Source organism: Synechococcus sp. BIOS-E4-1 (assembly GCF_014279995.1).
Classification (GTDB): Bacteria; Cyanobacteriota; Cyanobacteriia; order PCC-6307; family Cyanobiaceae; genus Synechococcus_C.
Map to the genome: position 1 here is coordinate 1,379,390 of NZ_CP047935.1, position 26,478 is coordinate 1,405,867.

The 26,478-nt window shown below is 53.8% G+C and carries 35 protein-coding genes and 1 pseudogene; 28 read left to right on the forward strand and 8 right to left on the reverse strand.

Annotated features, from left to right (window positions below):
• The first annotated feature begins 32 nt into the window (after positions 1 to 32).
• From trpD to SynBIOSE41_RS07270, 8 genes are all read left to right on the forward strand, one after another.
• Complete coding sequence (gene trpD / locus SynBIOSE41_RS07235) at positions 33 to 1,079, forward strand: anthranilate phosphoribosyltransferase (RefSeq protein WP_186540202.1); 1,047 nt, start codon at positions 33 to 35, stop codon at positions 1,077 to 1,079.
• Between the two features lie 34 nt (positions 1,080 to 1,113).
• Entirely contained in the window at positions 1,114 to 2,256 is a 1,143-nt protein-coding gene (gene carA, locus SynBIOSE41_RS07240) for a glutamine-hydrolyzing carbamoyl-phosphate synthase small subunit (protein ID WP_186540203.1), read from the forward strand.
• Between the two features lie 88 nt (positions 2,257 to 2,344).
• Positions 2,345 to 2,692 (forward strand): STAS domain-containing protein, encoded by a 348-nt coding sequence (locus tag SynBIOSE41_RS07245; protein ID WP_074160780.1) that lies wholly within the window; start codon positions 2,345 to 2,347, stop codon positions 2,690 to 2,692.
• Positions 2,689 to 3,099, forward strand: coding sequence for a ribonuclease III domain-containing protein (locus tag SynBIOSE41_RS07250; RefSeq protein WP_186540204.1), 411 nt, complete (start codon positions 2,689 to 2,691; stop codon positions 3,097 to 3,099). The genes SynBIOSE41_RS07245 and SynBIOSE41_RS07250 overlap by 4 nt, the downstream gene beginning before the upstream one ends.
• Before the next feature lie 11 nt (positions 3,100 to 3,110).
• Positions 3,111 to 4,877, forward strand: coding sequence for a 23S rRNA (guanosine(2251)-2'-O)-methyltransferase RlmB (rlmB, locus tag SynBIOSE41_RS07255; protein WP_186540205.1), 1,767 nt, complete (start codon positions 3,111 to 3,113; stop codon positions 4,875 to 4,877).
• A gap of 100 nt (positions 4,878 to 4,977) precedes the next feature.
• On the forward strand, positions 4,978 to 5,223 hold the full coding sequence (locus SynBIOSE41_RS07260) for a DUF1816 domain-containing protein (protein WP_066906505.1): 246 nt from the start codon (positions 4,978 to 4,980) through the stop codon (positions 5,221 to 5,223).
• 59 nt (positions 5,224 to 5,282) lie between these two features.
• Complete coding sequence (gene gatA, locus SynBIOSE41_RS07265) at positions 5,283 to 6,746, forward strand: Asp-tRNA(Asn)/Glu-tRNA(Gln) amidotransferase subunit GatA (protein WP_186540206.1); 1,464 nt, start codon at positions 5,283 to 5,285, stop codon at positions 6,744 to 6,746.
• An 89-nt stretch (positions 6,747 to 6,835) separates the two neighbouring features.
• Entirely contained in the window at positions 6,836 to 10,357 is a 3,522-nt protein-coding gene (locus tag SynBIOSE41_RS07270) for a DNA polymerase III subunit alpha (RefSeq protein ID WP_186540207.1), read from the forward strand.
• Positions 10,358 to 10,376: 19 nt separating this feature from the next.
• Here the strand turns inward: SynBIOSE41_RS07270 and SynBIOSE41_RS07275 are convergent, their stop codons facing one another.
• The 4 genes from SynBIOSE41_RS07275 to SynBIOSE41_RS07290 all read right to left on the reverse strand — a co-directional run bounded on the left by SynBIOSE41_RS07275 (position 10,377) and on the right by SynBIOSE41_RS07290 (position 12,808).
• Entirely contained in the window at positions 10,377 to 10,754 is a 378-nt protein-coding gene (locus SynBIOSE41_RS07275) for a PAM68 family protein (protein WP_186540208.1), read from the reverse strand.
• A gap of 26 nt (positions 10,755 to 10,780) precedes the next feature.
• Positions 10,781 to 11,050 (reverse strand): 30S ribosomal protein S15, encoded by a 270-nt coding sequence (gene rpsO, locus SynBIOSE41_RS07280; RefSeq protein WP_186540209.1) that lies wholly within the window; start codon positions 11,048 to 11,050, stop codon positions 10,781 to 10,783.
• 55 nt (positions 11,051 to 11,105) lie between these two features.
• Positions 11,106 to 11,753 (reverse strand): Holliday junction branch migration protein RuvA, encoded by a 648-nt coding sequence (gene ruvA / locus SynBIOSE41_RS07285; protein ID WP_186540210.1) that lies wholly within the window; start codon positions 11,751 to 11,753, stop codon positions 11,106 to 11,108.
• Positions 11,754 to 12,424: 671 nt separating this feature from the next.
• Positions 12,425 to 12,808 (reverse strand): hypothetical protein, encoded by a 384-nt coding sequence (locus tag SynBIOSE41_RS07290; RefSeq protein WP_186540211.1) that lies wholly within the window; start codon positions 12,806 to 12,808, stop codon positions 12,425 to 12,427.
• A 608-nt stretch (positions 12,809 to 13,416) separates the two neighbouring features.
• Here SynBIOSE41_RS07290 and SynBIOSE41_RS07295 point away from each other — a divergent pair.
• The 3 genes from SynBIOSE41_RS07295 (at position 13,417) to SynBIOSE41_RS07305 (ending at position 14,688) form a co-directional block, all read left to right on the forward strand.
• A complete protein-coding gene (locus SynBIOSE41_RS07295) occupies positions 13,417 to 13,560 on the forward strand; it encodes a hypothetical protein (protein ID WP_255475995.1) in 144 nt (47 codons plus the stop codon).
• A 136-nt stretch (positions 13,561 to 13,696) separates the two neighbouring features.
• Positions 13,697 to 14,059: a DUF2834 domain-containing protein gene (locus SynBIOSE41_RS07300; protein ID WP_067097931.1), complete on the forward strand. Its 363-nt coding sequence runs from the start codon at positions 13,697 to 13,699 to the stop codon at positions 14,057 to 14,059.
• Between the two features lie 227 nt (positions 14,060 to 14,286).
• Entirely contained in the window at positions 14,287 to 14,688 is a 402-nt protein-coding gene (locus SynBIOSE41_RS07305) for a hypothetical protein (protein ID WP_370594195.1), read from the forward strand.
• Here SynBIOSE41_RS07305 and SynBIOSE41_RS07310 read toward each other — a convergent pair.
• From SynBIOSE41_RS07310 to SynBIOSE41_RS07325, 4 genes are all read right to left on the reverse strand, one after another.
• Positions 14,661 to 15,581: a DMT family transporter gene (locus SynBIOSE41_RS07310; RefSeq protein ID WP_186540213.1), complete on the reverse strand. Its 921-nt coding sequence runs from the start codon at positions 15,579 to 15,581 to the stop codon at positions 14,661 to 14,663. The two genes, SynBIOSE41_RS07305 and SynBIOSE41_RS07310, sit on opposite strands and share 28 nt — an antisense overlap.
• 80 nt (positions 15,582 to 15,661) lie before the next feature.
• Positions 15,662 to 16,354, reverse strand: a complete 693-nt coding sequence (locus tag SynBIOSE41_RS07315; protein ID WP_186540214.1) for an ATP-binding cassette domain-containing protein — start codon at positions 16,352 to 16,354, stop codon at positions 15,662 to 15,664.
• A 2-nt stretch (positions 16,355 to 16,356) separates the two neighbouring features.
• Positions 16,357 to 17,517 carry an ABC transporter permease DevC gene (gene devC, locus SynBIOSE41_RS07320; RefSeq protein ID WP_186540215.1) on the reverse strand — a complete coding sequence of 387 codons (1,161 nt, stop codon included), beginning with the start codon at positions 17,515 to 17,517 and terminating at the stop codon, positions 16,357 to 16,359.
• Between the two features lie 10 nt (positions 17,518 to 17,527).
• Positions 17,528 to 18,520 (reverse strand): efflux RND transporter periplasmic adaptor subunit, encoded by a 993-nt coding sequence (locus tag SynBIOSE41_RS07325; RefSeq protein ID WP_186540216.1) that lies wholly within the window; start codon positions 18,518 to 18,520, stop codon positions 17,528 to 17,530.
• 89 nt (positions 18,521 to 18,609) lie between these two features.
• On the opposite strand from SynBIOSE41_RS07325, the gene SynBIOSE41_RS17810 reads away from it, so the two are divergent.
• The 17 genes and pseudogenes from SynBIOSE41_RS17810 to SynBIOSE41_RS07405 all read left to right on the forward strand — a co-directional run.
• Complete coding sequence (locus tag SynBIOSE41_RS17810) at positions 18,610 to 18,867, forward strand: hypothetical protein (protein ID WP_222930594.1); 258 nt, start codon at positions 18,610 to 18,612, stop codon at positions 18,865 to 18,867.
• A gap of 50 nt (positions 18,868 to 18,917) precedes the next feature.
• Positions 18,918 to 19,235 (forward strand): hypothetical protein, encoded by a 318-nt coding sequence (locus SynBIOSE41_RS07330; RefSeq protein ID WP_186540217.1) that lies wholly within the window; start codon positions 18,918 to 18,920, stop codon positions 19,233 to 19,235.
• Between the two features lie 940 nt (positions 19,236 to 20,175).
• Entirely contained in the window at positions 20,176 to 20,406 is a 231-nt protein-coding gene (locus SynBIOSE41_RS07335) for a Nif11-like leader peptide family natural product precursor (RefSeq protein ID WP_186540218.1), read from the forward strand.
• Positions 20,407 to 20,602: 196 nt separating this feature from the next.
• A complete protein-coding gene (locus tag SynBIOSE41_RS07340) occupies positions 20,603 to 20,833 on the forward strand; it encodes a Nif11-like leader peptide family natural product precursor (protein WP_186540219.1) in 231 nt (76 codons plus the stop codon).
• Positions 20,834 to 21,021: 188 nt separating this feature from the next.
• Complete coding sequence (locus SynBIOSE41_RS07345) at positions 21,022 to 21,252, forward strand: Nif11-like leader peptide family natural product precursor (protein ID WP_186540220.1); 231 nt, start codon at positions 21,022 to 21,024, stop codon at positions 21,250 to 21,252.
• 188 nt (positions 21,253 to 21,440) lie between these two features.
• A complete protein-coding gene (locus tag SynBIOSE41_RS07350; RefSeq protein WP_186540221.1) occupies positions 21,441 to 21,683 on the forward strand; it encodes a Nif11-like leader peptide family natural product precursor in 243 nt (80 codons plus the stop codon).
• 172 nt (positions 21,684 to 21,855) lie between these two features.
• A complete protein-coding gene (locus tag SynBIOSE41_RS07355) occupies positions 21,856 to 22,110 on the forward strand; it encodes a Nif11-like leader peptide family natural product precursor (RefSeq protein WP_186540222.1) in 255 nt (84 codons plus the stop codon).
• Positions 22,111 to 22,435: 325 nt separating this feature from the next.
• Complete coding sequence (locus SynBIOSE41_RS07360; protein ID WP_186540223.1) at positions 22,436 to 22,693, forward strand: Nif11-like leader peptide family RiPP precursor; 258 nt, start codon at positions 22,436 to 22,438, stop codon at positions 22,691 to 22,693.
• Positions 22,694 to 22,906: 213 nt separating this feature from the next.
• The gene (locus SynBIOSE41_RS07365; protein ID WP_186540224.1) at positions 22,907 to 23,167 is read left to right on the forward strand and encodes a Nif11-like leader peptide family natural product precursor; all 261 of its coding nucleotides are present in this window, start codon (positions 22,907 to 22,909) and stop codon (positions 23,165 to 23,167) included.
• 163 nt (positions 23,168 to 23,330) lie between these two features.
• Positions 23,331 to 23,582 (forward strand): Nif11-like leader peptide family natural product precursor, encoded by a 252-nt coding sequence (locus SynBIOSE41_RS07370; protein WP_186540225.1) that lies wholly within the window; start codon positions 23,331 to 23,333, stop codon positions 23,580 to 23,582.
• 190 nt (positions 23,583 to 23,772) lie between these two features.
• Positions 23,773 to 24,045: a Nif11-like leader peptide family natural product precursor gene (locus SynBIOSE41_RS07375; RefSeq protein ID WP_186540226.1), complete on the forward strand. Its 273-nt coding sequence runs from the start codon at positions 23,773 to 23,775 to the stop codon at positions 24,043 to 24,045.
• 212 nt (positions 24,046 to 24,257) lie between these two features.
• Entirely contained in the window at positions 24,258 to 24,527 is a 270-nt protein-coding gene (locus SynBIOSE41_RS07380) for a Nif11-like leader peptide family natural product precursor (protein WP_186540227.1), read from the forward strand.
• 171 nt (positions 24,528 to 24,698) lie between these two features.
• Positions 24,699 to 24,962, forward strand: coding sequence for a Nif11-like leader peptide family natural product precursor (locus SynBIOSE41_RS07385; RefSeq protein ID WP_186540228.1), 264 nt, complete (start codon positions 24,699 to 24,701; stop codon positions 24,960 to 24,962).
• A gap of 181 nt (positions 24,963 to 25,143) precedes the next feature.
• The gene (locus SynBIOSE41_RS07390; RefSeq protein ID WP_186540229.1) at positions 25,144 to 25,398 is read left to right on the forward strand and encodes a Nif11-like leader peptide family natural product precursor; all 255 of its coding nucleotides are present in this window, start codon (positions 25,144 to 25,146) and stop codon (positions 25,396 to 25,398) included.
• Positions 25,399 to 25,618: 220 nt separating this feature from the next.
• Positions 25,619 to 25,840, forward strand: coding sequence for a Nif11-like leader peptide family RiPP precursor (locus SynBIOSE41_RS07395; protein WP_186540230.1), 222 nt, complete (start codon positions 25,619 to 25,621; stop codon positions 25,838 to 25,840).
• A gap of 264 nt (positions 25,841 to 26,104) precedes the next feature.
• Positions 26,105 to 26,173, forward strand: coding sequence for a hypothetical protein (locus SynBIOSE41_RS18050; protein WP_255476035.1), 69 nt, complete (start codon positions 26,105 to 26,107; stop codon positions 26,171 to 26,173).
• Positions 26,174 to 26,319: 146 nt separating this feature from the next.
• Positions 26,320 to 26,475 (forward strand): annotated as a pseudogene (locus SynBIOSE41_RS07405) (Nif11-like leader peptide family natural product precursor); the annotation flags it as partial.
• Between the last annotated feature and the right edge of the window lie 3 nt (positions 26,476 to 26,478).

Here is a 26,478-nt window from a genome sequence, read left to right on the forward strand (position 1 = left end):
CCGATCCCCAAGGCTCCAGGCCTCTTATTCCCATGGTCTCCCAATGCCCTTCCTGGCCTCAGACACTGGAGCTTCTGCTGAACGGAGGCGTGCTCGTTCCTGACCAGGCAGCGGCCTTGATGAGAGCCTGGCTCTGCGAGGAACTCACTCCTGTGCAGACAGGGGCTTTTCTGGCTGCCATTCGGGCCCGTGGTGTCAACGGCGGTGAACTCGGAGCCATGGCGGCCGTGTTGCGTGAAGCCTGTCCTCTGCCAGGGGCACGCCCGGAACTGCTGATGGTGGATACCTGCGGCACGGGGGGTGACGGGGCGGACACCTTCAACATCTCCACCGCCGTGGCGTTTACGGCCGCAGCCTGCGGTGCCCATGTGGCCAAGCACGGCAATCGAAGCGCCAGCGGCAAGGTGGGCTCAGCGGATGTGCTCGAAGGTCTAGGCCTGCATCTGCAGGCACCAGCTGCACAGGTGGTGGAGGCTCTCTCTCAGGCTGGAGTGACCTTCTTGTTCGCGCCGGCATGGCATCCGGCTCTGGTGAACCTGGCGCCACTGCGCCGCAGTCTTGGCGTTCGCACCGTGTTCAATCTTTTAGGCCCTCTTGTGAATCCCCTGAGACCCAACGGTCAGGTGCTGGGCGTGGCCACTGAGGACCTCCTGGATCCAATGGCGGAGGCACTGCAGAGTCTTCGCCAGGAACGGGCCGTTGTGGTTCACGGAGCCGGCGGTCTGGATGAAGCGTCACTTGCGGGACCCAATTCCCTGCGCATTCTCGAAAAGGGAGTGCTGCGCTCAGAGTCCATTTCACCTGGAGATCTCGGTCTTCAGGTGGCACCGCTCGAAGCGCTGCGCGGCGGAGATCTTGCCTGCAATCAGGCGATCCTGAGTGATCTGCTCCAGGGGCGAGGCACCCAGGCCCAGGCCGAAGTGGTTGCCTTCAACTGCGCTCTGGCGCTTTGGGTGGCCGGTGTGGAAGTGGATCTGAAGTCCGGTGCCCAGCGAGCACTTTCGGCTCTGCGTGATGGCCTTGCCTGGGAGCGTCTTGAGCAGTTGCGCCTCGGACTGACCCCCGCCGAGGGAGGATGAGTGCTCCAGCGTTGTTGAGGAGATTCGTCTGCTGATGACTGCTTCATCCAGTGAGTCGGCATGGCTGGTGCTGGCCGATGGCACTGTCTTCTCCGGACTGCCCTGTGGCGCCGGTGGCAGCGTGGTCGGTGAGGTTGTTTTCAACACCGGCATGACCGGGTACCAGGAGGTGATGACGGATCCCAGCTATTCCGGACAGCTGGTCACCTTCACCTACCCGGAGCTGGGAAACACCGGGGTCAATCCCGATGATCAGGAGGCCGACAAGCCGCACGCCCAAGGTCTGATCGCCCGCCAGTTGTCGCCGGCGGCCAGCAACTGGCGCTCGCGTCAGAGTCTGCAGGACTGGTTGGAGGCCCATGGCGTTGTTGGTATCCATGGCATCGACACCCGCGCCCTGGTTCGCCATCTGCGTGAAACAGGTGCCATGAACGGGGTGATCAGTTCCGATGGACGGTCGCCTGCTGAGCTGCTTGAGGTGGTGCGTTCAGCGCCCTCGATGGAAGGTCTGAATCTCGCCGACAAGGTTTCGACAACCACTTCATATGAGTGGAACGCTCCCTGTGCAGTGGATTTCGACAGACGTTTGCAAAGTGGCCGACCGGACAGTCCGTACCGCGTCGTCGCGATCGATTTCGGCATCAAGCGCGCCATCCTCGATCGATTGGTCAGTCATGGTTGTGACGTGACAGTCATGCCGGCAGCCTCTGATCTGCAGAGCGTGCTGGCTTGCAAGCCTGAGGGTGTGTTTCTGTCCAACGGACCGGGTGATCCGGCTGCCGTCAGTGACGGGATCGCTCTGGCCCGCGGCCTGATTCAGCAGCGAGATCTTCCCTTGTTCGGCATCTGCCTCGGCCATCAGATTCTCGGACTGGCCATGGGGGGCACCACCTTCAAACTCGGCTATGGGCATCGCGGTCTCAACCATCCCTGCGGAACCACCGGGCAGGTGGAGATCACGAGTCAAAACCATGGGTTTGCCCTGGATGCGGCGAGTCTCCCTGCCGAGAGCATCGAGGTGACCCACCTCAATCTCAACGACCGCACCGTGGCAGCGATGGCCCATCGGCAGCAGCCGCTGTTTGGCGTGCAATATCACCCTGAGGCGAGTCCTGGCCCCCACGATGCCGATCATCATTTCGCCCGTTTCGTTTCGCTGATGTCAGATCGACGCTGATGCGTGGTCTGTCTCGAAGAGCATCACTACACTTCGCACGACGACGACGCAACATGGGGGGTCTGGTCCCATCACTGAACTGCAGCGACTGACGGTTTCGCTCCGTGGAGGCTTTGAGCAGAAGGATGGCTGCCTGGTGTTTCATTTCACCGGCCAGTTGGATGCCTACTCCGAAAAGCAGTTCATCACTTATGTGATGGATGTTTTGAAGGCCAATGCCTTTCCGGCTGTCTTTGACCTGAGCAAAATCGACTTTCTCGATTCCTCGGGTCTCGGAGCCCTTGTGCAGCTGGCCAAACAATGCAAAGACGCCAAGCGCAGCTTCGTGGTGGTTGGCAATGCCCGTGTCACCCAGACCGTGAAACTGGTCCGACTGGAATCATTCCTTCATCTGGTGAATGATTTGGAGACGGCTTACACCCAGCTTGCTGCTTGAGCGACTGGATCCGGCTGCAGCACTCTCTTCCGGCAGGCGCCACCGATCTAGGCGCCCTGCAGCTCGCCTGGCTCGGAGATGCCGTCTGGGAGCTTCATCAGCGTTTGCGGCATTGCCGACAGGCGGGACGATCCAAAGATCTGCACAGAGCCGTGGTGGCCGAGGTTCGTGCCGATGCCCAGGCGATTGCCCTCAAGCGGCTTGAGCCCTGGCTCACTGAGGAGGAGAAAGATCTTGTGCGTCGTGGCCGCAATCGTGCCGGCCGCGGCCCACGCGGGGCCGACCCTGCGGCCTATGGAAAGGCCACGGGGTTTGAGACAATGGTTGGCTGGCTCTTTTTGCAGAATCCGACGCGGCTTGCCCAGCTTCTGGATCGACTCGAGGAGACCGAATCCGCCCTGTCATAACCATCGATCCCATGAGCTCCCGTTTTGATCGCCGCCCCGGCCGCCCCTCCCGTGGTGGTGATTCAGCAGGTGGTCGACCCTCTCGTGGCGGGCCTCGTGGTCGTCGTCCGAGAGTGGATGGCAGTCCTACAGGATCTCGGCGGCGGGAGGCAGACGACAGTCGTACTGAAACGCCCTGGCGTGGATCTCGTGATGGAGAGTTCCGAGGACGCGGCCCGTCCAGGAATAGCGCATTCCGAGGCGGCCCACGAGAGGCATCAAGACCTGCTGGCCGGGGAGACCGACGTGAAGGGGACCGGCGTTTTGAACAACGCCGACCGGATGAACGCCGCTTTGAAGACCGTCGTCAGGGTGACCGCCGCTTCGAAAATCGCCGCTCCGACGATCGACGTTTCAGTGAAAGGCGCTTTGACGATCGCCGTGACGGTGACCGTCGTGAAGGTGACCGTCGTGAAGGTGACCGTCATGATCGAGACCGCCGTGATGGAAACCGGCGTTTGCAAGACAGGCGTTTTGAGGACCGCCGCGAAACTGATCAGCGCTTTAAGGGGAGTCGTTCCCAAGACAGACGTTTGACGGACCGTCGTCCTGGAGGCCGTCGCTTCAGTGATGGCGATTCCCGCAGTCTCCGTCCTGGACGTGCCGAACACCATGATCGTCAGCAGGTTCCAGAACAATCCCGCGGCGAAGCGGCTCCCCATGGGGCTGATCCCGTGGCAGATGATCTGCTCTGGGGTCGGCATGCCACGCAGGCAGCGCTGGAGGCGGGTCGACCCATCCATCGCATCTGGTGCACCAGTGAGATGCGCAGTGCTCCGAAATTCATGCAGCTTCTTCGGGATGCCAAGGCCTCCGGAGTTCTGGTGGAGGAGGTCACCTGGGCGCGTCTGGCTCAGATGACCGGTGGTGCAGTGCATCAAGGAATCGCTCTGCAGACCGCAGCCGCCGACACCCTGAACCTCCCTGATCTGATTGATGGCTGCAGTGAGCTCAATGAACCTCCACTGCTACTGGCCCTGGATGGCCTCACTGATCCCCACAATCTTGGTGCGATCGTCCGTTCCGCTGAAGCCTTGGGGGCGCATGGAGTGGTTCTGCCTCAGCGCCGCAGTGCAGGTCTCACGGGATCCGTGGCCAAAGTTGCGGCTGGAGCCCTGGAGCATCTGCCTGTCGCGCGGGTTGTCAATCTCAACCGCTCCCTGGAAACCCTCAAGGATGCTGGTTATCGCGTGGTTGGTCTTGCCGAGGAAGGTGATCAGACCCTTGAAGAAGTCGATCTGGAAGGACCGCTGGTGGTGGTCACGGGTTCCGAGGGGCAGGGGCTGTCCATGCTCACCCGTCGGCATTGCGATCAGTTGATTCGTATCCCGTTGCGTGGTGTGACGCCCAGCCTGAACGCTTCCGTTGCGACGGCGCTCTGCCTGTATGAGGTGGCACGTCGAGGCTGGATGAAGGGGCTTCAGGGCCAGAACCCCTCTCCCCGCATCGTGAGGCCCCAGATCTCCCCTCCGCCATCGCCGCCGTTGGAGCAACTGGAGGTTTCACAGAACGGAGCGCCCGCTGGATCTCCCGCAGAGTCAGCAACAGCAGTGGCATCAACAGCAGTGGCATCATCGGCAGAAACATCACCGGTGGAAGCATCCGATACCACTGGGATTCAGCCCTCAGGCGAATCTGATGCCTCTCACTCACTGCCCGAGCAACCAGGGATTGACCTGCAGATCGAACGTCTTGCGCAGACCGCGGAACCACGCTTTGAAGGCAGCGTTGATCTCTGAATGCAGGGCGGTGAACTTCAGGGACTCTGAACAGCGATGGTTGGAATCCTTACGCCAACGGTGAATCAGTGCACAATGACCTTGTCTTTATCGCTCCGCCATGGGCCCTCTGAACCGACCGATGCGCTCACTTGCCAACGGTCTAGGAATGGCCTGGTGGGCCAGGGTTCAGACCCATGGCCCAGACGTCACCTATTGGTTCGGTCCTTTTGTGCGTCGCTCCACCCTAGAGCGGGAGCTTCCGGCATTTCTCAGTGATGTGGCTTCGGAATCGCCTGCTTCACTCGATCATTCCTGCGTGCGTTGTCGTCGTTCAGAACCGTTCACGATCGAATCTCAGGGCTGATTGAGTTCGATGCGAACGCATCTGACTGATAGCGTCTCAGCTGCACGCAAATCCTGACCATGGCGATCGCCGAATGGCGTCAGCAACTGGCGAACGGGGAGGTGTCCGCGAGGGAACTCACCGACCATCACCTGGCCAGGATTGATGCGGTCGACCCCAGCGTGCATGCCTTTCTTGAAGTCACGGCAGAGCGCGCCCGCGCCGACGCCGATCGCATTGATGAGGCGCGATCTGCCGGCGAGGATCTGCCCCCATTGGCTGGGATTCCCCTTGGTATCAAAGACAATCTCTGCACCAGGGGAGTGCGCACAACTTGCTCCAGTCGCATGCTTGAGCAGTTCGTACCTCCCTATGAATCCACGGTGACCGATCGGCTCTGGGCTTCCGGAGCGGTTCTTCTGGGCAAGACCAACCTGGACGAATTCGCCATGGGTGGCTCAACCGAAACCTCCGCCTTCGGTGCCACTGCCAATCCCTGGAATCCTGAACATGTGCCTGGGGGCAGTTCCGGTGGCAGTGCCGCTGCTGTTGCCGCTGGCGAGTGCCTGGCCTCCATCGGCTCCGACACCGGTGGTTCGATTCGTCAGCCCGCATCCTTCTGTGGGGTGGTTGGCCTCAAGCCCACCTACGGGCGAGTGAGTCGCTACGGCTTGGTGGCTTTTGCCAGCTCCCTTGATCAGGTGGGACCCTTCAGTTCATCGGTGGCGGATACCGCTGAACTGCTTCAGGTCATGGCAGGTTCTGATCCTCGTGATTCGACCTGTCTAAATGTTCCAGTTCCTGACTACACCTCTGCTCTTGCCGCTCCGGTGAAGGGTTTGCGAGTAGGTCTGGTCACCGAGTGCTTTGACCAGGACGGATTGGACCCACAGGTGAAGGCGTCGGTGCTGGCGGCTGCAGATCAGCTCCAGGCCCTTGGGGCCGAACTGGTGGATGTGAGCTGCCCCCGCTTCAACGATGGCATCGCCACCTATTACGTGATCGCTCCCTCGGAGGCCTCCGCCAATCTCGCTCGCTACGACGGTGTGAAATACGGCTATCGAGCCGAGGATGCAACATCTCTGGCGGCCATGACGGCCCAAAGTCGTGCGGAGGGTTTCGGCAGTGAGGTGCAACGCCGGATCTTGATCGGCACTTATGCCCTTTCAGCCGGTTATGTCGATGCTTACTACAAAAAAGCTCAGCAGGTGAGAACGCTGATCCGGCGCGATTTTGACTCGGCTTTCGAGTCGGTGGATGTGCTGTTGACACCCACTGCCCCAAGCACGGCGTTCCGCAACGGGGCCCATGCGGATGATCCCCTGGCCATGTATCTCTCGGATCTGCTAACTATCCCGGCCAATCTCGCTGGCCTACCGGCCATCAGTGTCCCCTGTGGTTTCGATGCTGGTGGTCTGCCAATCGGCGTGCAGCTGATCGGCAATGTGCTGGAGGAGCCCCTTCTGCTTCAGGTAGCGCATCAGTACGAGCAGGCTGCGGAGGTGATGAAGTCAAGGCCCGAAGCTGCGCTTGTGCCGGCTTGACAGCAACGGTGGAGCCTGGGCGGCACCGCATCTGGTGTTGCCTTGGTTACCTGTGCGCTGCATCTTGCGCATGCGCCTAGGCTGGGTGCATGGCATTCGTCCCTCTCCACAACCACAGCGACTACAGCCTGCTGGATGGTGCTTCCCAGCTGCCTCAGATGGTGGAACGCGCCAAGGAGCTGGGAATGCCGGCTCTGGCTCTCACCGATCATGGGGTGATGTACGGCGCTGTTGAGCTGCTCAAGCTCTGCAAGGGCAGTGGTGTGAAGCCGATCATCGGCAACGAGATGTATGTCATCAACGGTTCGATTGATGACCCCCAACCGAAGAAGGAGCGTCGATATCACCTGGTGGTGCTCGCCAAAAATGCCGTTGGATATCGCAATCTCGTCAAGCTCACCAGCATCAGTCACCTGCGTGGCATGCGTGGCCGCGGAATTTTTTCACGCGCCTGCATTGATAAGCACCTACTTGCTCAGTATTCCGAGGGTCTGATCGTTGCCACAGCCTGCCTGGGTGGGGAGATTCCCCAGGCCATCATGCGTGAACGACCTGATGTGGCCCGTGATGTTGCCCGATGGTATCAGAGCGTTTTCGGTGATGACTTCTATCTGGAAATTCAGGATCACGGGTCGCCGGAAGATCGCATCGTCAATGTGGAGATCGTCAAGATCGCCAGTGAACTGGGCATCAAGGTTGTGGCCACCAACGATGCGCACTACCTCACGCGCAACGATGTGGAGGCCCATGACGCTCTGCTGTGTGTGCTCACGGGCAAGCTGATCAGCGACGAAAAGCGCCTTCGCTACACCGGTACCGAATACCTCAAATCGGAGGAGGAGATGGGCCATCTCTTCGCCGATCACCTCGAGCCTGAGGTGGTACAGGAAGCGATTGCCAACACTGTTGCCGTCGCAGAAAAAGTCGAGGACTACGACATCCTGGGTCGCTATCAGATGCCCCGTTTTCCGATCCCTGATGGCCATACCCCTGTCACCTATCTGCGAGAAGTCACCGAGCAGGGCCTGCGCGACCGTCTCGACCTGACAGCGACAGACACCATCGAGGCGGTGTACGCGGATCGGATGGTGTACGAACTAAAGATCATGGAACAGATGGGGTTTCCCACCTATTTCCTGGTTGTCTGGGATTACATCCGTTTTGCTCGCGAACAGAGTATCCCTGTGGGTCCGGGTCGTGGTTCGGCAGCAGGCTCACTGGTGGCCTATGCGCTCGGGATCACCAACATCGATCCGGTGAGCAACGGCCTGTTGTTTGAGAGGTTTCTCAATCCGGAACGCAAGTCGATGCCTGATATCGACACCGACTTCTGCATTGAGCGCCGCGGCGAGGTGATCGATTACGTCACCCGACGTTACGGCGATGAAAAGGTGGCTCAGATCATCACCTTCAACCGTATGACTTCAAAGGCCGTGTTGAAGGATGTGGCCCGGGTCCTGGATATTCCCTACGGTGATGCGGACCGGCTAGCCAAGCTGATCCCCGTGGTGAGGGGCAAGCCCGCCAAACTCAAGGCCATGATCGGCGACGAGTCGCCGAATCCCGACTTCAAGGAGCGCTACGAGAAGGATCCCACTGTGAAGCGCTGGGTCGACATGGCCATGCGCATCGAAGGAACCAACAAAACCTTTGGCGTCCATGCCGCTGGCGTGGTCATAGCCGCTGACCCCCTCGATGAACTGGTTCCTCTTCAGCGCAACAACGACGGTCAGGTGATCACCCAGTACTTCATGGAAGACGTGGAGTCGATGGGACTGCTGAAGATGGATTTCCTCGGCCTCAAAAACCTCACGATGATCGACAAGACTCTGGAGCTTGTCGAGCAGACCAGTGGTACGAGGATCGATCCCGATCAGTTGCCCCCTGAAGATGAGGGGACCTTCGCTCTGCTGGCCCGTGGTGACCTTGAGGGCATCTTCCAGCTTGAGTCCACCGGAATGCGTCAGATCGTGCGTGATCTGAAGCCTTCATCTCTGGAAGACATCTCCTCGATCCTGGCTCTCTACCGGCCTGGCCCCCTCGATGCTGGCCTGATTCCCAAGTTCATCAACCGCAAGCACGGCCGCGAAGCAATCGACTTCGCCCACAGCACCCTGGAACCGATTCTGAGCGAGACCTACGGAATCATGGTGTACCAGGAGCAGATCATGCGCATCGCGCAGGACCTGGCCGGCTACTCCCTTGGAGAAGCGGATCTGCTGCGTCGGGCCATGGGCAAGAAAAAGGTTTCGGAGATGCAGAAGCATCGCGGCATCTTCGTGAAGGGAGCAACGGAGCGAGGCGTTGACACCAAGGTCGCCGACGAGTTGTTCGACCAGATGGTGTTGTTTGCCGAGTACTGCTTCAACAAGAGCCATTCCACGGCCTATGGAGCGGTGACTTACCAAACCGCCTATCTCAAAGCGCACTATCCAGTGGCTTACATGGCAGCGCTGCTCACGGTGAATGCCGGAGCCAGCGACAAGGTTCAGCGGTACATCTCCAACTGCAACGCCATGGGCATCGAAGTGATGCCGCCGGATGTGAACGCCTCGGGAACCGACTTCACCCCTAAGGACAGCCGCATCCTCTTTGGACTGTCAGCCGTGCGCAATCTTGGTGATGGTGCGATCCGTGCCCTGATTCGCTCCAGGCAATCCGATGGAATCTTCCAGTCACTCGCTGATCTCTGTGATCGGGTTCCCTCCAGCGTGCTCAACCGGCGCAGCCTGGAATCGCTGATTCATTGCGGTGCACTCGACGCACTGGAGCCAGAAGCCAACCGCGCTCAATTGATTGCCGATCTTGATCTCCTGCTCGACTGGGCCGGATCCCGGGCAAGGGACCGTGCCAGCGGTCAGGGCAATCTCTTTGATCTGATGGCGGCCCCCGCAGAGGATGAAACCGACACCAGCACGGATCTCAGCCTTGCCCCGAAGGCAGCTCCCGTGAAGGACTATCACCCCAGCGAAAAACTGAAGCTCGAAAAGGACCTGGTGGGCTTCTATCTTTCCGATCATCCTCTGAAGCAGCTCACAGCACCCGCCCGTCTGCTGGCACCGATCGGACTGGCCAGTCTGGAAGAGCAGGCTGACAAGTCGAAGGTCAGTGCCATCGCCATGGTGAGTGAAATGCGTCAGGTCACCACCCGAAAAGGTGATCGCATGGCGATTCTTCAGCTTGAGGACCTCACCGGTTCATGTGAAGCCGTGGTGTTCCCGAAAAGTTATGCAAGGCTCTCCGATCACCTCATGGCTGAGGCCAGATTGCTGGTCTGGGCCGCTGTGGATCGACGCGATGAACGCGTGCAACTGATCGTGGATGACTGCCGCGCAATTGATGATCTGCGTCTGCTTTTGGTGGAGCTGGATCCTGATCAGGCCTCTGATGTGGCGGTTCAGCACAAACTCAGGGAGTGCCTCCAGGCCCATCGTCCGGATCAGGATGAGCTTGGTGTGCGCGTTCCCGTGGTGGCTGCCGTGCGCAAAGGCCCCGAGGTGCGTTATGTGCGCCTTGGCCCCCAGTTCTGTGTCAAGGATGTGGCCGCGGCTCAGCAACATCTGCAGAACAGTGCGTTCACCGTCAGCTGCAGCGACCCGTTGATGAGTTGACGCTGAACCGGTGTCCGGATCAGCCCTGCTTCTGGGCTTTCACTGAGCTGCGCAGACGTTGCAGATTGGGCTTCAGGTGCTCAAGTCCCAGAAGTGATCCAGGCTGGGATTCCCAGCTGGCGGACAGAACCCCGTAGCTCAGGCCGACCAGGCCCAACAGAAAGAAGAAGCCCGAGCCCAGCAGGGTGATGCTTGGCGGCACATCGAGAATGCCTCGACTCACCACGAGGTAGCTGATCACAAAGACGGCCATTCCCATCAGGGATGGAACCCCTGTGGCAATGGCAACGCGTCGGGCCATTCTGTTGGCCACTTCTCTGGGAATCGCTTGATTACGGGTGGTTTCTGGAGCTGAACGACGCGGTTCAAAGGGAAGAGGATCGCGCTTTTCAGCCATGGCTCATGCAGATTCCGGGATGCGGCTCAACCGCGGATCCCCAGTTTGGCGATGAGGCTGGTGTAGCGCTGCTCGCTCTTGCCTCTCATATAGCTGAGCAGCCGCTTGCGGCGACCGATCATCTTCAACAACCCCTGACGAGAGGAGTAGTCGTGGCTGTTCTGCTGGAGGTGGCTGCTGAGCTTCGAAATGCGCTCGCTCAGCATGGCCACCTGAACCTCAGCCGACCCGGTATCGGTGGCATGGGTCTGGTGGGTGTTGATCAGCTGCTGCTTTTCGGTGGTATCGAGCGACATGCGCGGCTTCTGGCCCTGACAGAGCAAAGAACCAACTTACCTTCCCGCGGTCCCCTCAGGCCGATTCGCTGAGCCAACGCAAACTGGCGCGCAGCCATCCTTCACTGTCGTTGTCTTCAGGCACCTCGGAACTGCCGGCAACAGCCCGCATGGCCCGTCGAATCTCGAGGTCCTCATAACCGAGAGTCTCGAGGGTGAGTTGCAGCTCTTGGAGTGAATCAGGCTGAATCGGGAGGGCTTTCACGTCGCTGCGGTCCACGATGGACAGTGATGCCTCGTTGGCCTCGGGTGCCCAGGATCCAAGGCGATCGCGCAGTTCCACAGCGATCCGCTCGGCGGTGCGCTTGCCGACTCCCTGTGCCTGGGTCAGCCGCTTCAGGTCCCCTTCAATGATCGCCATCACCAGTTCCGGCGCTGAGCAGCAATCGAGCAGGGAGAGGGCCATCTGGGGGCCTACGCCATTCACTGCAATCAGGGTTCGAAACAGATCTCGATCCCTTTGCTGTGGAAATCCATAGAGGGTTGAACCGTCGTCTCGCTGAACCTGATGGATCCAGACCGTGCAGTTGTCACCTGTTTGAGCCTCCTGGTCGCGTCTGGTCAGCTGCACCTCATAACCGACCCCTGAACAGGCGATGACAACACCCCTGCGGCCTCCCTGCTCCCAGGTCTGGATCCTTTCACCCTGAAGCCAGCCGATCATGAAACGCTCCTGTCCTTTGAATACTGATCGATTCCAATCATGCCGCTAAAAGCTCAATTCAGGGCAGAACAGTTTGATTTAGAGCGTTGATCAATGCCTGGCAGCCTTGCAGAGTAGGGGTGTCGATTTCGCTTGCTTGGTAGGTTGAAAACTGTTGCCAAATACCGCTTCTGCAAACCTGGCTTCAGGCGGGCTGATTCTGTTCGGATTGCTCCAGGTCCTTAAGGCTGCGCAGGTAGCGCCGGCGTTGAGGGGATTCATACCCAGTCCAGGAATCGCGATGGGCTTGCCCCGATTTGTTTGGAATCCTTTTCGTCCCTGAACTTTTGAAGTGTCTGTTCATGGCTTCGTTATTGATGCAGTTCAATTGTGAATCTCTGGAAGTTTAATAATGTTCCATATGTTTTCATGAGTTGTCTGCTTAAACGGTATCAAGCATTGCTAAAAAATCGCATTGATCGTGTTTTGTGCTGTTATTGACATCTTTATATGTGACTATGCGTTGTGAACTGGCGTTCTGCCAATCTTGCTGATGGTGGTGTCTTCAGATTGTCAGTTTCGCCCTATTTGATCATCTTTTCTTGGGTCTGCATCGTTGATCTTCAATGCCGCAGGCTGATTTTCAGCGACTTTATGCGTTGGAGCGAATCAGCCGCTTCGTGCTCCGATTGTCATTGTCCGCCGCCAGCGCGATCATGAAACACTGTCGTGCTCAGCCCCTGATCAGCTTCACCGCTTAGGCACAGCTGCTGAATCAGTGACGTGATCTCTGCCTCCACGGAGAACATTTCATTGACCAGATCCCCGATGACGTTCCAGATCTGTAGCGGTGGTTCAAAGTTGTTGCGTTCAACGGTCTGATCTTTGGAGATCCGATCAACTGCATGCCGTGCAGCCTGGTTCTGCATCGGTTGGCTTTGCTGATGCAGCTTCAGGGTCACGCCGGCATCCGCGTCGCGTTGGCCAAACCAGGTGACGGTCGTGAAGGATCCAGCAGCCCATGGGCTTTCCATCCTGGGTTGAGCCTGTATCAGGTCCATCAGTTGCTGTGACATCGGCTCGTCCATTCACAGTGTGCTCGCCTAAGCCTCTTGAAACAACGTGATTCCTTGAGCCACCGGCGGCTTAGTCAGCTTCTGCGCCGACGGCATGATTGTTTTGTTATGGATTATTTCTTGGCGCTCAGAAATGTCTCAAAGTTGAACATCGGTCCTGAATTGTCTGCAAGTGAGAATCATCGCCAAGTGGTGTTTGTTTGCTTTTGAGAATCATCTTCAGCAGCAAATGGCCTGCCCTGCTTGTCGTCGAATAACGATTGCTGTTCACCCGGTGTTCTGACTGCTCTGCTCTCATGACAATGGTCTAGGGCTGGGGAGCGAGCGTTGCAGATTGTTTTTCAAGTCGCTGACCGTACCTTCTAGGGCGGCTCTCCTCACTTCACGTTGGCCTGAAGCTGGAGTACAAAGAATCACCTGGTTGTGAACTCTTTGAATAACACAACCCCTCTATATCGTTTGGCATCAAGCTCCCTGCTCCGCTTTATTCAGCCAATCCTGGCTGGAGAACCTGGAGCTTTAGCTCTGGTCGACGATGTTGATCGCTTCCACGTTTTTATTTGTGGCTGAATATGAAATTATTTGCTTCTCTTGCTGCCCTAGTTCTGATGGCTTTCCCTTTGAAATCGGATGCGCGCCCGTTGGTTGGTGATCTGATGGCAGAAAAGCTGTATTACGCAGAGGGGCGTCAGCATCCGGGTCATCCTCTGCATGGCTCTCACGAAGGTCTTTGGGCAGGTTCAGAGCGTTGATCTTTTGAATGACGTCGTCTTTGAATGACTTGTTTGATCAATCCACAGAAGAATCTATTCCCTGCTTAGTCTTTGTAGCTTTCGTCACCTGATTGGTGCTTATCCTGTGAGATCGTGGGTGATTGATTTCTGACACATGGCAAAGTTACGACTTGGCCTTTATGGGGCTACTGCACTTGCTGGTATTGCGTGGCCCTGGTATTGCATTTATCAGTTCATTCAAGAAACAGAAGCCCTAGGCCTGACAGACCCAATTGAAATCGTTAATTTGTTTTCGCAGGGAGTCTGGGCCAATGCCTCTGCAGGTTTTATTGCTGCAGATCTCACACTTGTGCTGATTGCGTCGTTTGTGTTTTACGCGGCTGAAGGTATTCGCTTAAAAATGAAGTTCTGGTATCTCTATATTGCAGTTACCTTTGCTATTTCCTTTGCTTTTTCGTTTGGTCTTTTCATGTTCAACAGGGAGCGGAACATGGCTGCTGCCTCAGCGAGCGACTAGTTGTTGAGCGTCACGAAAGCGGGGCCATGTTCTCTTCAGGCAGAAGAGTGTGGCTCCAGCATTCCTGCTGCCACTAGCCTGGAGTGGTTCTTCCAGGGTGATCACTCCAGACACCAGCAATGATTGGCATCCAGTTCAGCGAGATTGCAGATTTCAGCGCGTCTGATCGTTCACGACGTTTTGCAGTGATTCAATCTCTATGCCGCACGCAGAGATGGCTTCTGAACATGGTGCTGGCATGTCTGATCTGCCTCGGGCTGAGCTCCTGTTCACTTGGCGATCGCCCTCCGCGTGGTGTGATTCTCAGCGCCCTGGGTCAGCAGATTCAGCTCACCCAGAGTGCGATCGCCCAGTCGCTGGACCTCGAGGCATCTGGGGCTCCAGAGGTGACCAGGGTCCGTCTTGAGGAGCAGGAGAGTTTGAGCATTGGTGATCAGAAAGGTGTGCATCTGATTGGACGCTTCGATTGGCGATTGTCCGGAGATGCGGTCAAGGTCGATAGTCCCTTCGAGCTGTTTCTCGAGCGGGGTGAACGCGGCCAGAGCTGGCGACTGGCTTTGCCGAGTGGATCCGATGACGGCAGTTCCCAGACTTGGATCACTTACCCGCTGGCCATTGATCCAGCCTGACGTTGTTTGGCACTGAGGCTGATCAGCGTGGCGCCAAGCACGCAAAGGGCACCGACGATGACGGTACCTGTCACCGGTTCAGCAAAGATCAATACACCCCAGAGGGTTGCGAACACCACCTGCACGTAATTGATCGAAGTTGCGCGCGCCGCTGGCAGAGCCGCCAGCCCCTCGGTGAGCCAAACCTGCCCAATCTGCGTGAGCAGACCGACTCCCACCAACCACAGCCAGTCGCTTCCTGTTGGCAGCACCACCTTGTTCACCAGTAACGGCAATGTCGCCGGTACGGACACGAGCGGGAAGTAGAACACGATCACCAGAGGGTGCTCCCGCACAGACAGTTGGCGCACGCTCACGTAAGCCAGAGCGGTTAGCAGGGCTCCACCAAGTCCGATCAGTGCCGAGAGAGGCGGAAGCCCTGCCATCGTCTGTCCTGCCCATTCAGGCTGCACGACAAGCAGAACGCCGAACAGTCCCAGCACGACCGCCAGGCTGATGCGCTTGCGTACCGGTTCCCGCAGCAAGGCCCAGGCGCAAACCGTTGTGAGGGTCGGGTAGGTGTACTGAAGAAGGGTGGCTGCGGCCAGGGGCAGGCTGGAAATGGCCTGGAAAAACATCAACAGCGCGCCAGTACCGAGCACACCTCTCACCAGCAGTAATCCCCTCTGGTGGCCCCAGGGCGACACTCCCAGTCGTGACAGCATGGTGAGCGTGATCACGAGGCTGATCAGCGATCGAATCAGCACGACCTCAGCGACTGGCAAGCGACCTCCAAGGTGCTTGACGCAAACGGTCATCAGGCTGAAGGCCAATGCCGCTCCTACCAGACTCAGGCAGGCCTTCCATTCCTCAGGGGACTGCGATCCGCGGATGGTTGTCAGCAGGCCTCGCATTCAACGGTCTGCACGCTAATTCTCAACGATGCCACTGACGCGGTTCCTCGATGAGCCTGGCTGGTGACATCAGGAAGGCCTCATTCCACCAGCGAGCCCTGTTCGAGTTTCACGATCCGATCAGCGATGTCGAGAATTTTGTTGTCGTGGGTCACCATCACGATTGCGGTCTTGGTGTCACGGGCCAGGGCCCTGAACAAATCCACCACATCGCGACCGGAGTCCTTGTCGAGAGCGGCGGTGGGTTCATCGGCGAGCAGCAGCTGGGGTGAAGCGGCAAGTGCTCTGGCAATCGCAACGCGTTGCTTCTGCCCACCCGAGAGTTTTGAAGGGAAGTACTCGCGGCGTTCCCCAAGGCCCACCCGCTCAAGCATCTCGTTGCAGCGATCGTTCATGGCCGCCTGGCCTCGCTCCAGCCATTCAGGGACTACCTCCAATCCAAGCCGGACGTTCTGTTGAGAGTTGAGATACGGCATCAGGTTGTGAGCCTGAAAAATAAAACCCACTTTGCGGCGCAGTCTTGTGAGATTGGTCTTCGATGCTTCCCGTAATTCTTCGTTGAAGATTCGCAGACTGCCATCCTGCGCCGAGCGCAGTCCGCCAACCATTGTTAGCAACGTTGTTTTGCCGGATCCGGAAGGCCCCAGCAGAATTGTGATCTCTCCTGGTTGAACCGTGAGATTGATTGACCGCAAAACTTGTTTGCGTTGATCTCCATCTCCGAACCAGTGATTCAAATTCCTGATTTCAACCAATGGCTTTTGCTCACTCATGATCAGAACACATCGGCTGGATCAAGGCGCCTTAACTTTGATGTGGCCAGCCAACCTGAGCCTGAACAAAGAAGCAGCGTCATGGTGAATACAAGTGCGGCACGACTGAACGACATCACCACCAGCAAACCAGTGGCTTGCATCAGAACTCTGTAAAGCAGAGTTGAAACAAGCAGGCTTGGCAAAAAAGCGAGACTTGCAAGTATCACCGATTCTTGAATAATAATCGCTACAACGAACCGATCGTCGTATCCCATTGCTTTCATGGTGGCATATTCACTGATGTGTTCACTCACTTCTGAATAAAGAATCTGATAAACAACGATTCCGCCAACGCTGAAACCCACAAGAACTCCAAGACCGAAAATCAATCCGAAAGATGTGTTGCGTTTCCAATGCTTCACTTCCCGCAGCTGCAGCTCCTCCATGCTGAGAACCTGCAGCGAAGGTCCCAGAACCTTGTTCAGTTGGCTTTGAACATCGCTGGCATCAGCACCAGAGTGAAGTTGAACCACTCCGATCTGAATTTCATCGGGATCACGTTCCGGGAAAAGACTCTGAAAATTGCTGGTTGAAGTGATCAGATTGATATCAGCAGCGAAGGTGAGGCCAAGTTGAAACAACCCATTCACACTGGTGCGTTGACCATTGAGTTCAGTGGTGAACGACTGACCCTGCTCAAGGCTTGAAGTCACAGGTCCGGCTGATGTTTTGGAAGCCTTGTCGAACAGAACGCCAGCTTGCAGTTGCAGCGACGATCGCTGCATCGTCAGCTCCGGAAGCTTCAGCGCAGGATTGCCGGGGTCAACGCCCATCACCAAAGCCTGCGTTGATTCCTGAGTCTTCGGATTCAACCACTGCAGTTTGCCCAGTCGCAAAGGACTGACTCCACGCACACCCTGGAAGCCAAGGACCTGCGTCAACCGTGATCTGGGGAAACCAGCGGGTTCTCCGAAATTGGTGTACCGACGAGGGATCACAGCCAGAGATCCGTTGAACTGTTGAATCGGCCGTTTCTGGCTGTCGTAGAGCCCTCCGGAGAGACCGAGCTGGAAAAACACCAGGACATTGGCAAATCCCACACCTGCCAGAGCCGCGGCCAGGCGCAGAGGACGATGAGACAACTGAAGCCAGGCGATTGGAGTGCGCTTGATCAGTTTCACAACACTACCTTCAGGGTTGCTGGGGTCTGATGCGACGTTGCTCGTCCGTCAGCGGGTTGAACAGAACGTTCACCTGGAGGTTGTTGATTCTGCTGGCGATGGCCAGGCTTTCTTTCGGGAGAGCAAGTTTTACTTTCACCACCCGTTTGTCGACCTTGTCGCCAGCCTCGCCGGTGGCCACGCTTTGACTGCTGATCTGTTGTGCAATCTCAGTGACCGTGGCTTGCTGGCTTCTGCCGGGGAAGCCGTTGGCGCTGATGGTTGCCGTTTGCCCAGGACGAATTTCGGGTAGATCACTCTGGTAAACCTCAGCAACCACGCCCATCCTGGTGGTGTCGCCCAGCAGCAGCAGTCCGTCTTCTCCGACTCGGTTTCCTGGACGAGCCAGAATTTCAAGGATGGTGCCTTTTGACGGGGCTTTCACAGTCGCCTGGTCCAGGTCAGCCCTGGCCTGCTTCACCTGAGCCTGTTTGACGTTCACATCCGCCTTGAGCGTCATCTCGTTGGCCAGTGCCTCGTTGAGCTGCGCCAGGGCTGCGTCCGAGTCGGCCTGAAGCGCTTCATAGCGCTGAAGACTGGTCGCACCATTCTGGTAAAGCTCCCTGCCGCGGCTTGCTTCAGCCTGAGCCCGACGCTGTTCAGCTCTGTAGCGGTCAATCACTGAGATCTGAGCATCCAGTGCCCGTTGTGATGCTGTGACCTCGGCTTCCGCCTTGATCAGATTCGCTTTGAGGACGGGCTGAGTCTCGAGCAGAGCGAGGGGCTGACCCTGTTCAACAACCTCTCCTTCCTCCACCAGAACCTGGCGGATGCTGTCGTTGCTGAGTGAATTCGGAAGACTCACTTTGAGGATTCCGTCGAGAGGCTCGATTCGTCCAAGGGCAGAAACCCGACGGGGTTGGAGACTTGCTGTGGATACTTCTTGCTTTTCAGAAGCACCGCATCCACTCAGGATTGCAGCCGATAATCCAAGGGTGATAAGCAGTGAGGACCCTTGATTCATGGTGCCCCGACCTTTGCAGAGATCGTATTGAGCTCTCTGGGGATTGTCATCAGATATCTCGCAATCCTCATCAGTCTCTGAACCTCCATTTGTACCAGTTAATTTGCGTAGCTGATGTTGAGTTCGTCGATACCGAGCCTGTCGTTTGTGAAAGCAGCTATTGCCTGTATGACCTGGAACGTCGTCAAGGTGAAATGTCATCAGCCCCTGCTCATTTTGTGAATAAGACGGCGAGAGTCTTTGAAGAATGTTGTGAGACCAAGCAGATGATGAAAGCGACATTTGGATCTGTTTCTCTCCTCAATCAGTCAGCAACAGAGCAGGCGCTTGAACTGCTGAGCGCATAGAACTAAAGTATCTATATCTCGAGTGAAACAGTTTGACTTTTGCTTTAGTGGTGATCTCCTTCGTGCTGGCTGTGCTGCTCTTAAATGAGAGAGATGCCACGGGAAAGGCAGCTGAAGACAGAAACAAAGCAGTGAGGAACTATCAGGCTGCGGAGAAGTGGTTTGTTGCTGCAGTATCTATGGCGAACAATGAACAAGAAATAGTAAATACACTCACGCAAATCCAGAGAGAGGAGAGTGTAAAATGGGACGCAGACTGGTACGGGGACAAGGTGCCTGGAATGAGTACCAAAGACAAAAGGTTCGTTGATAACGTAATACTTGAGCGCCTGCTCAAGATGCATGGTGAGCAGAATTCGCAGGGATAAGAGCCTGGATAAGATTTCAAAAGCTTATCCACAATGTCAATAATTCTTTGTATTGTTGAAAGCGTAGCTAATTGATTGATATCCAAATTGCTGTCAGCTGTGCCTATGCGCATTACCTATGTAAAGATCAATAATGATCATTAATTATGTCCACTGAAACTATAGCTCCTGCTGGCTTGATTATTCGTCAGCTTCTGCGGAATGACCGTGGTCACTGTTGCTGCCAAGGTTGGTATGGCTTGTCGAGGAATCAGTGATGACCTCGAGGAGCCATGGCTTGCAACCTGTTAACGGTTTGACGACGGTCACTAGTGGAGAGCCTGGTCCTATATGGAGCAGAACTGGGAACGCTTCAGCGAGACTTCTGCCATTGGGATTGGAACGCTAATCCACTACGCCAACGAAAGCGATAAGCAGTGGCGTTATCTCTGCCCCTTCATGGGAAAGACACAGAAACAGTTCATCAGTCCTTGCTTCCAGCTCCTGCGTTCACATAAGCCAGGTACTCCAGGCTTCTTCAATTTTTCACTTACTGACTACGAATCATGAGTACGACACCTAAACGAAATAATCAAATCACTGTCAGGCTTACTGACTTTGAAGAAGGCTTTCTCACTTGGTATGCAATGCACATCGATTGCGATAGAGCCAACAGTATCAGGCATGTCTTGAGTTCCTTCCTGGCAGACCATGATCAACTGGTAGCTCGTTATCTTGAGGAGAAGAAGTGATCATGGAAGACGACATCTGGCAACGTAAGCATAAAGAATAGGTAGAAGAAGAAGAGCTCACCAGGGTTCTGATCGCAAGACAGGAGCTTGAGAAGATGCTTCTAGCTTTTGTACTACGAGAGGTTGTCGATTAAGTAGAATGCTTTTAGTTATCAGACAAAGACACTAGCAGATATCAATGCTACAACCGTTAAAGAGTCCCGATACTCATGTCAGAAGAACAACTTAAAGCCTTCCTGGAAAAAGTCAAAGGCGACACCACGCTTCAGGAGAAGCTCGAAGCTGCAGCTGATTCAGATGCAGTTCTTGCGATTGCGAAAGAGGCGGGATTTAGTCTCTCTGCTGATGACTTGAAGAACGCTCAATCAGAGATTTCTGAAGAAGCGCTGGAAGGCGTGTCTGGAGGAGTTCTAGAAGAGAGCTGGCGAGGACCATGGTGATGTTACCTTTTTGTTCTGAGTGTTGATTAGTAGTCTACTCATCAAAGCTCTTGTCATCACAGGGGCATTTTTTCTTCAAATGCTTGACTAATCCCATAAATTAGCCTTTACTTCCTGGCACGATTGAGCGCAGTAAATACTAGTCAAAGACGCTGCAGCACGCCGTTGTTATGAATGATGAACAGACTTCATACACATGTCAGAAGAACAACTCAAAGCCTTTATAGAAAAAGTCAAAGTCGACTACAGTCTTCAGGAGAAGCTCAAAGCAGCCGCTGATGTTGATGCAGGTCTTGCAATTGCGAAAGAGGCTGGGTTTAGTATTTCTGCTGATGACGTTCGGGCATCAGTTTCAGATGATGAGCTGAAAAACGCGGCTGGAGGTCATCCGACTTGCAATGATCTTTATAACTGTAGTAAAGGGTAGATCTTTTCGCTAACAGGTGAGAGGTTTGCGTATTAACCACACTACCGCTGAAGGGGTTCTTTATTTCTTTAATAGCCTGACCAATCCTATAAATAGCTTCCAATACCTGGCACGATTGAGCGAAATAATTATTAGCCAAAGACACTTCAAGACATTGTTGCTATAACCGCTAAATACTCCCGATAGCCATGTCAGACGAGCAACTTAAAGCCTTCATTGCCAAAGCAAAGAATGATCAGACCATTCAGGACAAACTAAAGGCAGCAAAGTCACCTGAAGACGTTGTGGGCATCGCTAAAAAACACGGCCACGAATTCACTGTTGATAAGATTACTGAACTCAGTGAAGAGGAACTAGAAGGCATGGCTGGAGGCTGGACTGTTGCTATTACAGAGAGTGCCAGGTGTGGCTGTCAATAACTTTTTACCCTCGGCTTCAAAACTTAAACACTCAAAGCCTCTGCATTGCCAGGGGCTTTTTATTGCCTTAATCAGCCCAAACAGCCCGCAAATCAGCCTCCAGTACCTGGCACAATTGAGCGCAGTAATTATTAACCAAAGACACTGCAGCAGACCGTTGCTATGACTACTCAAGTGACCTGATACCCATGTCCCTAGAACAACTCAAGGCATTCCTCGCCAAAGTCAAGGGCGATTCCAATCTTCAAGAGAAACTAAAAGCAGCTAAGTCACCTGAGGATGTTGTAGGTATCGCTAAAGAACATGGTCATGAATTCACTGCTGATAAGATCAACCAGCTCAGTGAAGAAGAGCTTGAAGGAGTGTCTGGTGGTACCTGTGCGATTATGCCCGATGGTAAAGTTATGACAGGTGTCAAGCCACCAGTTTGAATATTTATTGTACCCATACTTGTGTCCAGGGAAAGCAGGTAGTTCGTTGCTCTTAGATCAACCCCTAAAACCACAATTAGGGTTCAATACTTGGCACGATTGGGCGTATTAATCGATAGACAAAGACGCTTCAGGAAATGGTTGCTATGACTGCTGAAAAAACCTGCTACCCATGGCAAAAGAACAACTGAAGGCATTCATTACCAAAGTTCAAGCCGATACTTCACTGCAGGAACAGCTCAAAGCAGAAGGTGCTGATGTTGTAGTCATTGCCAAAGCCGCTGGCTTCTCCATTACCGCAGAAGACTTAGACACTCATCGCCAAAACCTGTCTGATGCAGAGCTTGAGGTTGTGGCTGGGGGAGACTGGACTTCTTTTGGGCGCTGTGCTCTTACGGTAAACACCCTTGGCTGCAGGAAGTGCTGAACTTACTGATTGGCAGTCTACTTGAAACCCTTTAAGCTAATTCACCAAAAGCTCCTGCCACTACAGGGGTTTTATTTCTTCAATCACCCCAAAAAGCCAACAAATCAGCCTCCGATACCTGGCACGATTGAGCGCAGTTGAGTAGTAATTAGGCAAACGAATCCGTTACTGACCTTAGTAGTGACAAGGTTCTGACCGATTCACCAGACGCGCACCAGAACTTCACGGATTACGCACCAGCGCCGTGTAGTGTGGTTCACCAGAAGGGTTGTGATCTCGAAGGAGTCCAGGGGGCAACGCCTCTAAACGTTCACTCCTTAGAACCATGACACAAGAACAACTCGCAGCTTTCCTGGCTAATGTCAAAGGCAACACCAGCCTTCAGGAGCAACTTAAAGCCGCAGCTGATGTCAATGCTGTTGCTGCAATTACTAAAGAAGTAGGATTTATTATCAATGTTGATGGCCCCAACAAGGCTCAGTCAAGATTTTCAGAAAAAGAACTGGAAGGTGCGGCTGGTGCTAGAGCTGAAACATGCGAATGGTCAGCGTCATGTGATCTATGTAAATGTTGGTTTTGCTGACCACGACACATGTTGACAACGAAAATAAGACCTTGATTTTTTGGACTACTCATCGTCTAATGCCCCCGCCACCACGGGGGGGGCATATTTCTTCAATACCCTGACTAACCCCATCAATCAGCCTCCAATACGTGGCACGATTGAGCACAGTAAGTATTAACCAAAGACACTGCAGAAGAACATTGCTATAACCGTTAAAGACTCCTGAAACCCATGTCAGAAGAACAACTTAAAGCTTTCATTCAGAAGGTCAAAGCAGACACCAGCCTTCAGGAAAAGCTCAAAGCAGCTACCGATGTTGACGCAGGTCTTGCAATTGCAAAAGAGGCTGGGTTTAGTATTTCTGCTGATGACGTTCGGACCAAGATTTCAGATGATGAATTGGAAAGGGCGGCAGGAGGTGAATGCGGGAACGTTAGCTGTGTTAATATTTACCTGCTGACGATAGGAAAGGATAAGGAAGTAGAGCTGTAGTTTACTCATCAAATCGCTAGCATTAGCAGGGGATTTAATTGCTTCAATAGCTTGAATAATCCCATAATACAGCCTCCAATACTTGGCACGATTGAGCACTCTAATTGTTAGCCACAGACACTGCAGCAAACCATTGCTATAACCGTTAAAGACCCTTATACCGATGTCAGAAGAGCAACTCCAAGCTTTCCTGGAGAAAGTTAAATCAGACAACAGTCTTCAGGAGAAGCTCAAAGCAGCTACTGAATCAGACGCAGTTTCTGCGATTGCGAAAGAGGCGGGATTTAGTATCTCTGCTGACGATTTGAAGAAGGTTCAATCAGAGGTTTCAGAAGAAGAGCTGGAAGGCGCGGCTGGGGGAGAGAGATCAAAAAATTGCTGTCTAACCGCGGTTTGTCGGACACTTGCGTTCTAGAATTTTGTAAATTAAACCCCTTTCCTACTCCATCCACCCACCATATTGTCGCAGCTTTTTTTAATGCTTCAAATCACACCAACAAGACCATCAATCAGCCTTCAATACCTGGCACGATTGAGCTCAGTAATTGTTAGCCAAAGACGGTTCAAGACATTGTTGCTATAACCGTTAGAGATTCCCAATAACCATGTCAGAAGAACAACTCAAAGCCTTTCTGGAGAAGGTTAAAGGCGACACTATCCTTCAGGAGAAACTCAAAGCAGCTGCTGATGCTGATGCAGTCCGTGCGATTGCTAAAGAGGCTGGCTTTAGCATCTCTGCTGATGATTTGAAGAACGTTCAGCAATCAGAACTTTCAGCTGAAGAACTTGAAACCGTGGCTGGTGGTTCAAACTATTATAGATGCCATTCTTGCTGGAATAAGTTCAGTCAATGCAGTGGCGTGGCTGGAACTTGCTAGGAAAAATCAAGAAGTGGCATATTGTTAAGGTTGGTCAATCTACGCACCAAACCCGCTATCCACCAAGCCAAAGGTAACACAATCAAATTTTTTATTCTCTCATTGCAAATCGTCTAGATAGCACATGAAACCGTACCGCTGAGTTCGGCTTCCCCCTCTGCTCCCTGCAGTGCAACAGGCGTAGAACCAAAGAGTCCCTTTTGGAGATACGCATGACTAAAAAACAACTCAAACCATTCCTGGAAAAAGTCAGAGGCAACACCACTCTTCAGGAAAAGCTCAAAGCAGCTGCCGATACTGACGCCGTTGTGGCGACTGCCAAAGAAGCAGGTTTCAGCATCTCGACTGAGGACTTGAAGGAAGCTCAGCCAGAGCTTTCAGGCAAAGAACTTGAAAGAATGGCCGGCGGTGATGCTGGTGGTGATGTTGGGTCACTTTGGTCTTATTTTTGCCAGTCACATTGTCAAAATATTTGCAATTGAAAGTTGCAATCGCAATCCGCTCACCATATGCAGTAATTGTCTTATTATTCCTTTAATCACAACCTTTTCCTAACAAATCTCCCTCCACCCAGGCACGATTTAGCGCAGTAATTGTCAGTCAGTGACACTCCAGTATACCGTAGCTATGACTGCTGAACCGACCTGCTAACCATGTCAGAAGAACAACTCAAAGCCTTCCTTGAAAAAATCAAAGCTGACACAAGCCTTCAGGAAAAGTTCAAAGCAGCAGCCGATACCGATGCTGTTTCTGAGATTGCCAAAGAGTCGGGATTCATGATCACTGCTGATGATTTAAGGAACGCTCAATTAGTGATTTCTGAAGAAGAACTGGAAGGCGTAGCTGGGGGGAAAAGCAGTGACTGCTTCGCGGAGTGCAAGAGCTGTAAATACGTTTCTTGGGAAGTTTTGCGTTGATTATCTCTCCATTAACTTAAATCAAACTTGAACCCCATTATTTGTCAGGAGTTTTTATTGCTTTAATCACTCCAGGCTCCAAGAATTAATCTTCAATACCTTGCTCGATTGAGCGTAGTAATTATTAGCTAAAGACACTGCAGCAGATCGTTGCTATGACTGCTGAACAGACTTGATACCCATGTCCCTAGAACAACTCAAAAACTTTATTGCCAAAGCCAAAGGCGATTCCAATCTTCAGGAGAAGCTCATAGCTGCTGCTGATTCAGACGCAGTTCTTGTAATTGCGAAAGAGGCTGGGTTTATGATTTCTGCTGATGATTTGAAGAATGCTCAATCTGAGATTTCTGAGGAGGAGTTAGAAGGCGTGACTGGTGGGACGAATATCCGCTCTCTTGCTGCCTGTCCTTGTATCTTGCGTTGGACCCACAAATAGGTTTTGAGTGGATAGTGCGAAGCCTATTTTTGGCCAATCCTACAATTTTAGCCAGAAAAGCTCTGTGATGAATGGGGTATTTGCTTCAATCGCCCCACCCCCTCTCTCAAAATAAGCTCATCAATCAGCCTCCAATACCTGGTGCGATTGAGCACAGTAAATATTAATCAAAGACGTTGCAGCAGAGCGTTGCTATGACTTCTGAAAAGACCCGCTATTCGTGTCAGAAGAACAACTCAAAGCTTTCCTAGAAAAGGTCAAAGCAGACACCAGCCTGCAAGATAAGCTTAAAGGTGATGATGTTGACGCAGCTTTTGCGATTACGAAAGAAGCTGGGTTTGTCATTACAACCGATGAGATCAAGCAGGCTCAATCTGGTATCAAAGAACTTTCAGGAAACGAGCTTGACATACACGTTGTCGCTGGATTTTGGAAATCATAAGCCCCCACTGGTGGAGGTGGCTTCGTCAACTGGAGGGGTAGCTGCTGATCATCAACAATCAGCTCCGACTACCAGAAAATTTGGGCTTTGCTGAGTGTCAGTTGCCGTCTGACATCACTGCCAACCGTTGCTACGTCCAGGCTGTAGCTCAACGCACTCCAATATCAGAAGAACAACTCAAAGCCCTTCCTAAAAAAGGTCAAAGTCGACACTACACTTTAGGAAAAACTTAAAGCAGCTAAGTCACCTGAAGACGTCGTAGGGATCGCTAAAGAGCACGGTCATGAATTCACTGCTAATAAGATTACTGAACTCAGTGAAGAAGATCTATAAGGTGTGGCTCGCGGTGGGACAATTACTTGTTGTACAGGTTATTGTTGAGAGTACATTGCTTTTAAATAATTATGACTTCAGAACAACTCAAGGCATTCCTCGGAAAAGTCAAAGGCGACTCCAGTCTTTAGTCAAAGCTCAAAGCAGCTAAGTTACCTGAGGATGTTGTGGTTATCGCTAAAGAATATGCTTACGAATTCACTGCTGATATGTTTACTGAGCTCAGTGAAGAGGAACTAGAAGGCGTGGCTGGTGGCTGGACAGTTCATGACAGAGGTCGCACAATTTGTTGTGGACAGTAGCCC

Coding starts and splice junctions, on each gene's coding strand:
- carA (WP_186540203.1), top strand. CDS start 1,114: ATGACTGCTTCATCCAGTGAGTCGGCATGGCTGGTGCTGGCCGATGGC.
- ruvA (WP_186540210.1), bottom strand. CDS start 11,753: ATGATCGGCTGGCTTCAGGGTGAAAGGATCCAGACCTGGGAGCAGGGA.
- SynBIOSE41_RS07375 (WP_186540226.1), top strand. CDS start 23,773: ATGTCAGAAGAACAACTCAAAGCCTTTCTGGAGAAGGTTAAAGGCGAC.
- SynBIOSE41_RS07340 (WP_186540219.1), top strand. CDS start 20,603: ATGTCAGAAGAACAACTCAAAGCCTTTATAGAAAAAGTCAAAGTCGAC.
- SynBIOSE41_RS07360 (WP_186540223.1), top strand. CDS start 22,436: ATGACACAAGAACAACTCGCAGCTTTCCTGGCTAATGTCAAAGGCAAC.
- SynBIOSE41_RS07270 (WP_186540207.1), top strand. CDS start 6,836: ATGGCATTCGTCCCTCTCCACAACCACAGCGACTACAGCCTGCTGGAT.
- SynBIOSE41_RS07370 (WP_186540225.1), top strand. CDS start 23,331: ATGTCAGAAGAGCAACTCCAAGCTTTCCTGGAGAAAGTTAAATCAGAC.
- SynBIOSE41_RS07350 (WP_186540221.1), top strand. CDS start 21,441: ATGTCCCTAGAACAACTCAAGGCATTCCTCGCCAAAGTCAAGGGCGAT.
- trpD (WP_186540202.1), top strand. CDS start 33: ATGGTCTCCCAATGCCCTTCCTGGCCTCAGACACTGGAGCTTCTGCTG.
- rpsO (WP_186540209.1), bottom strand. CDS start 11,050: ATGTCGCTCGATACCACCGAAAAGCAGCAGCTGATCAACACCCACCAG.
- SynBIOSE41_RS07300 (WP_067097931.1), top strand. CDS start 13,697: ATGGCAAAGTTACGACTTGGCCTTTATGGGGCTACTGCACTTGCTGGT.
- SynBIOSE41_RS07345 (WP_186540220.1), top strand. CDS start 21,022: ATGTCAGACGAGCAACTTAAAGCCTTCATTGCCAAAGCAAAGAATGAT.
- SynBIOSE41_RS07305 (WP_370594195.1), top strand. CDS start 14,287: ATGGTGCTGGCATGTCTGATCTGCCTCGGGCTGAGCTCCTGTTCACTT.
- SynBIOSE41_RS07365 (WP_186540224.1), top strand. CDS start 22,907: ATGTCAGAAGAACAACTTAAAGCTTTCATTCAGAAGGTCAAAGCAGAC.
- SynBIOSE41_RS07385 (WP_186540228.1), top strand. CDS start 24,699: ATGTCAGAAGAACAACTCAAAGCCTTCCTTGAAAAAATCAAAGCTGAC.
- SynBIOSE41_RS07295 (WP_255475995.1), top strand. CDS start 13,417: ATGGCTTTCCCTTTGAAATCGGATGCGCGCCCGTTGGTTGGTGATCTG.
- SynBIOSE41_RS07275 (WP_186540208.1), bottom strand. CDS start 10,754: ATGGCTGAAAAGCGCGATCCTCTTCCCTTTGAACCGCGTCGTTCAGCT.
- SynBIOSE41_RS07290 (WP_186540211.1), bottom strand. CDS start 12,808: ATGTCACAGCAACTGATGGACCTGATACAGGCTCAACCCAGGATGGAA.
- SynBIOSE41_RS07380 (WP_186540227.1), top strand. CDS start 24,258: ATGACTAAAAAACAACTCAAACCATTCCTGGAAAAAGTCAGAGGCAAC.
- SynBIOSE41_RS07335 (WP_186540218.1), top strand. CDS start 20,176: ATGTCAGAAGAACAACTTAAAGCCTTCCTGGAAAAAGTCAAAGGCGAC.
- SynBIOSE41_RS07260 (WP_066906505.1), top strand. CDS start 4,978: ATGGGCCCTCTGAACCGACCGATGCGCTCACTTGCCAACGGTCTAGGA.
- SynBIOSE41_RS07315 (WP_186540214.1), bottom strand. CDS start 16,354: ATGAGTGAGCAAAAGCCATTGGTTGAAATCAGGAATTTGAATCACTGG.
- gatA (WP_186540206.1), top strand. CDS start 5,283: ATGGCGATCGCCGAATGGCGTCAGCAACTGGCGAACGGGGAGGTGTCC.
- SynBIOSE41_RS07390 (WP_186540229.1), top strand. CDS start 25,144: ATGTCCCTAGAACAACTCAAAAACTTTATTGCCAAAGCCAAAGGCGAT.
- SynBIOSE41_RS07355 (WP_186540222.1), top strand. CDS start 21,856: ATGGCAAAAGAACAACTGAAGGCATTCATTACCAAAGTTCAAGCCGAT.
- SynBIOSE41_RS07310 (WP_186540213.1), bottom strand. CDS start 15,581: ATGCGAGGCCTGCTGACAACCATCCGCGGATCGCAGTCCCCTGAGGAA.
- SynBIOSE41_RS07325 (WP_186540216.1), bottom strand. CDS start 18,520: ATGAATCAAGGGTCCTCACTGCTTATCACCCTTGGATTATCGGCTGCA.
- rlmB (WP_186540205.1), top strand. CDS start 3,111: ATGAGCTCCCGTTTTGATCGCCGCCCCGGCCGCCCCTCCCGTGGTGGT.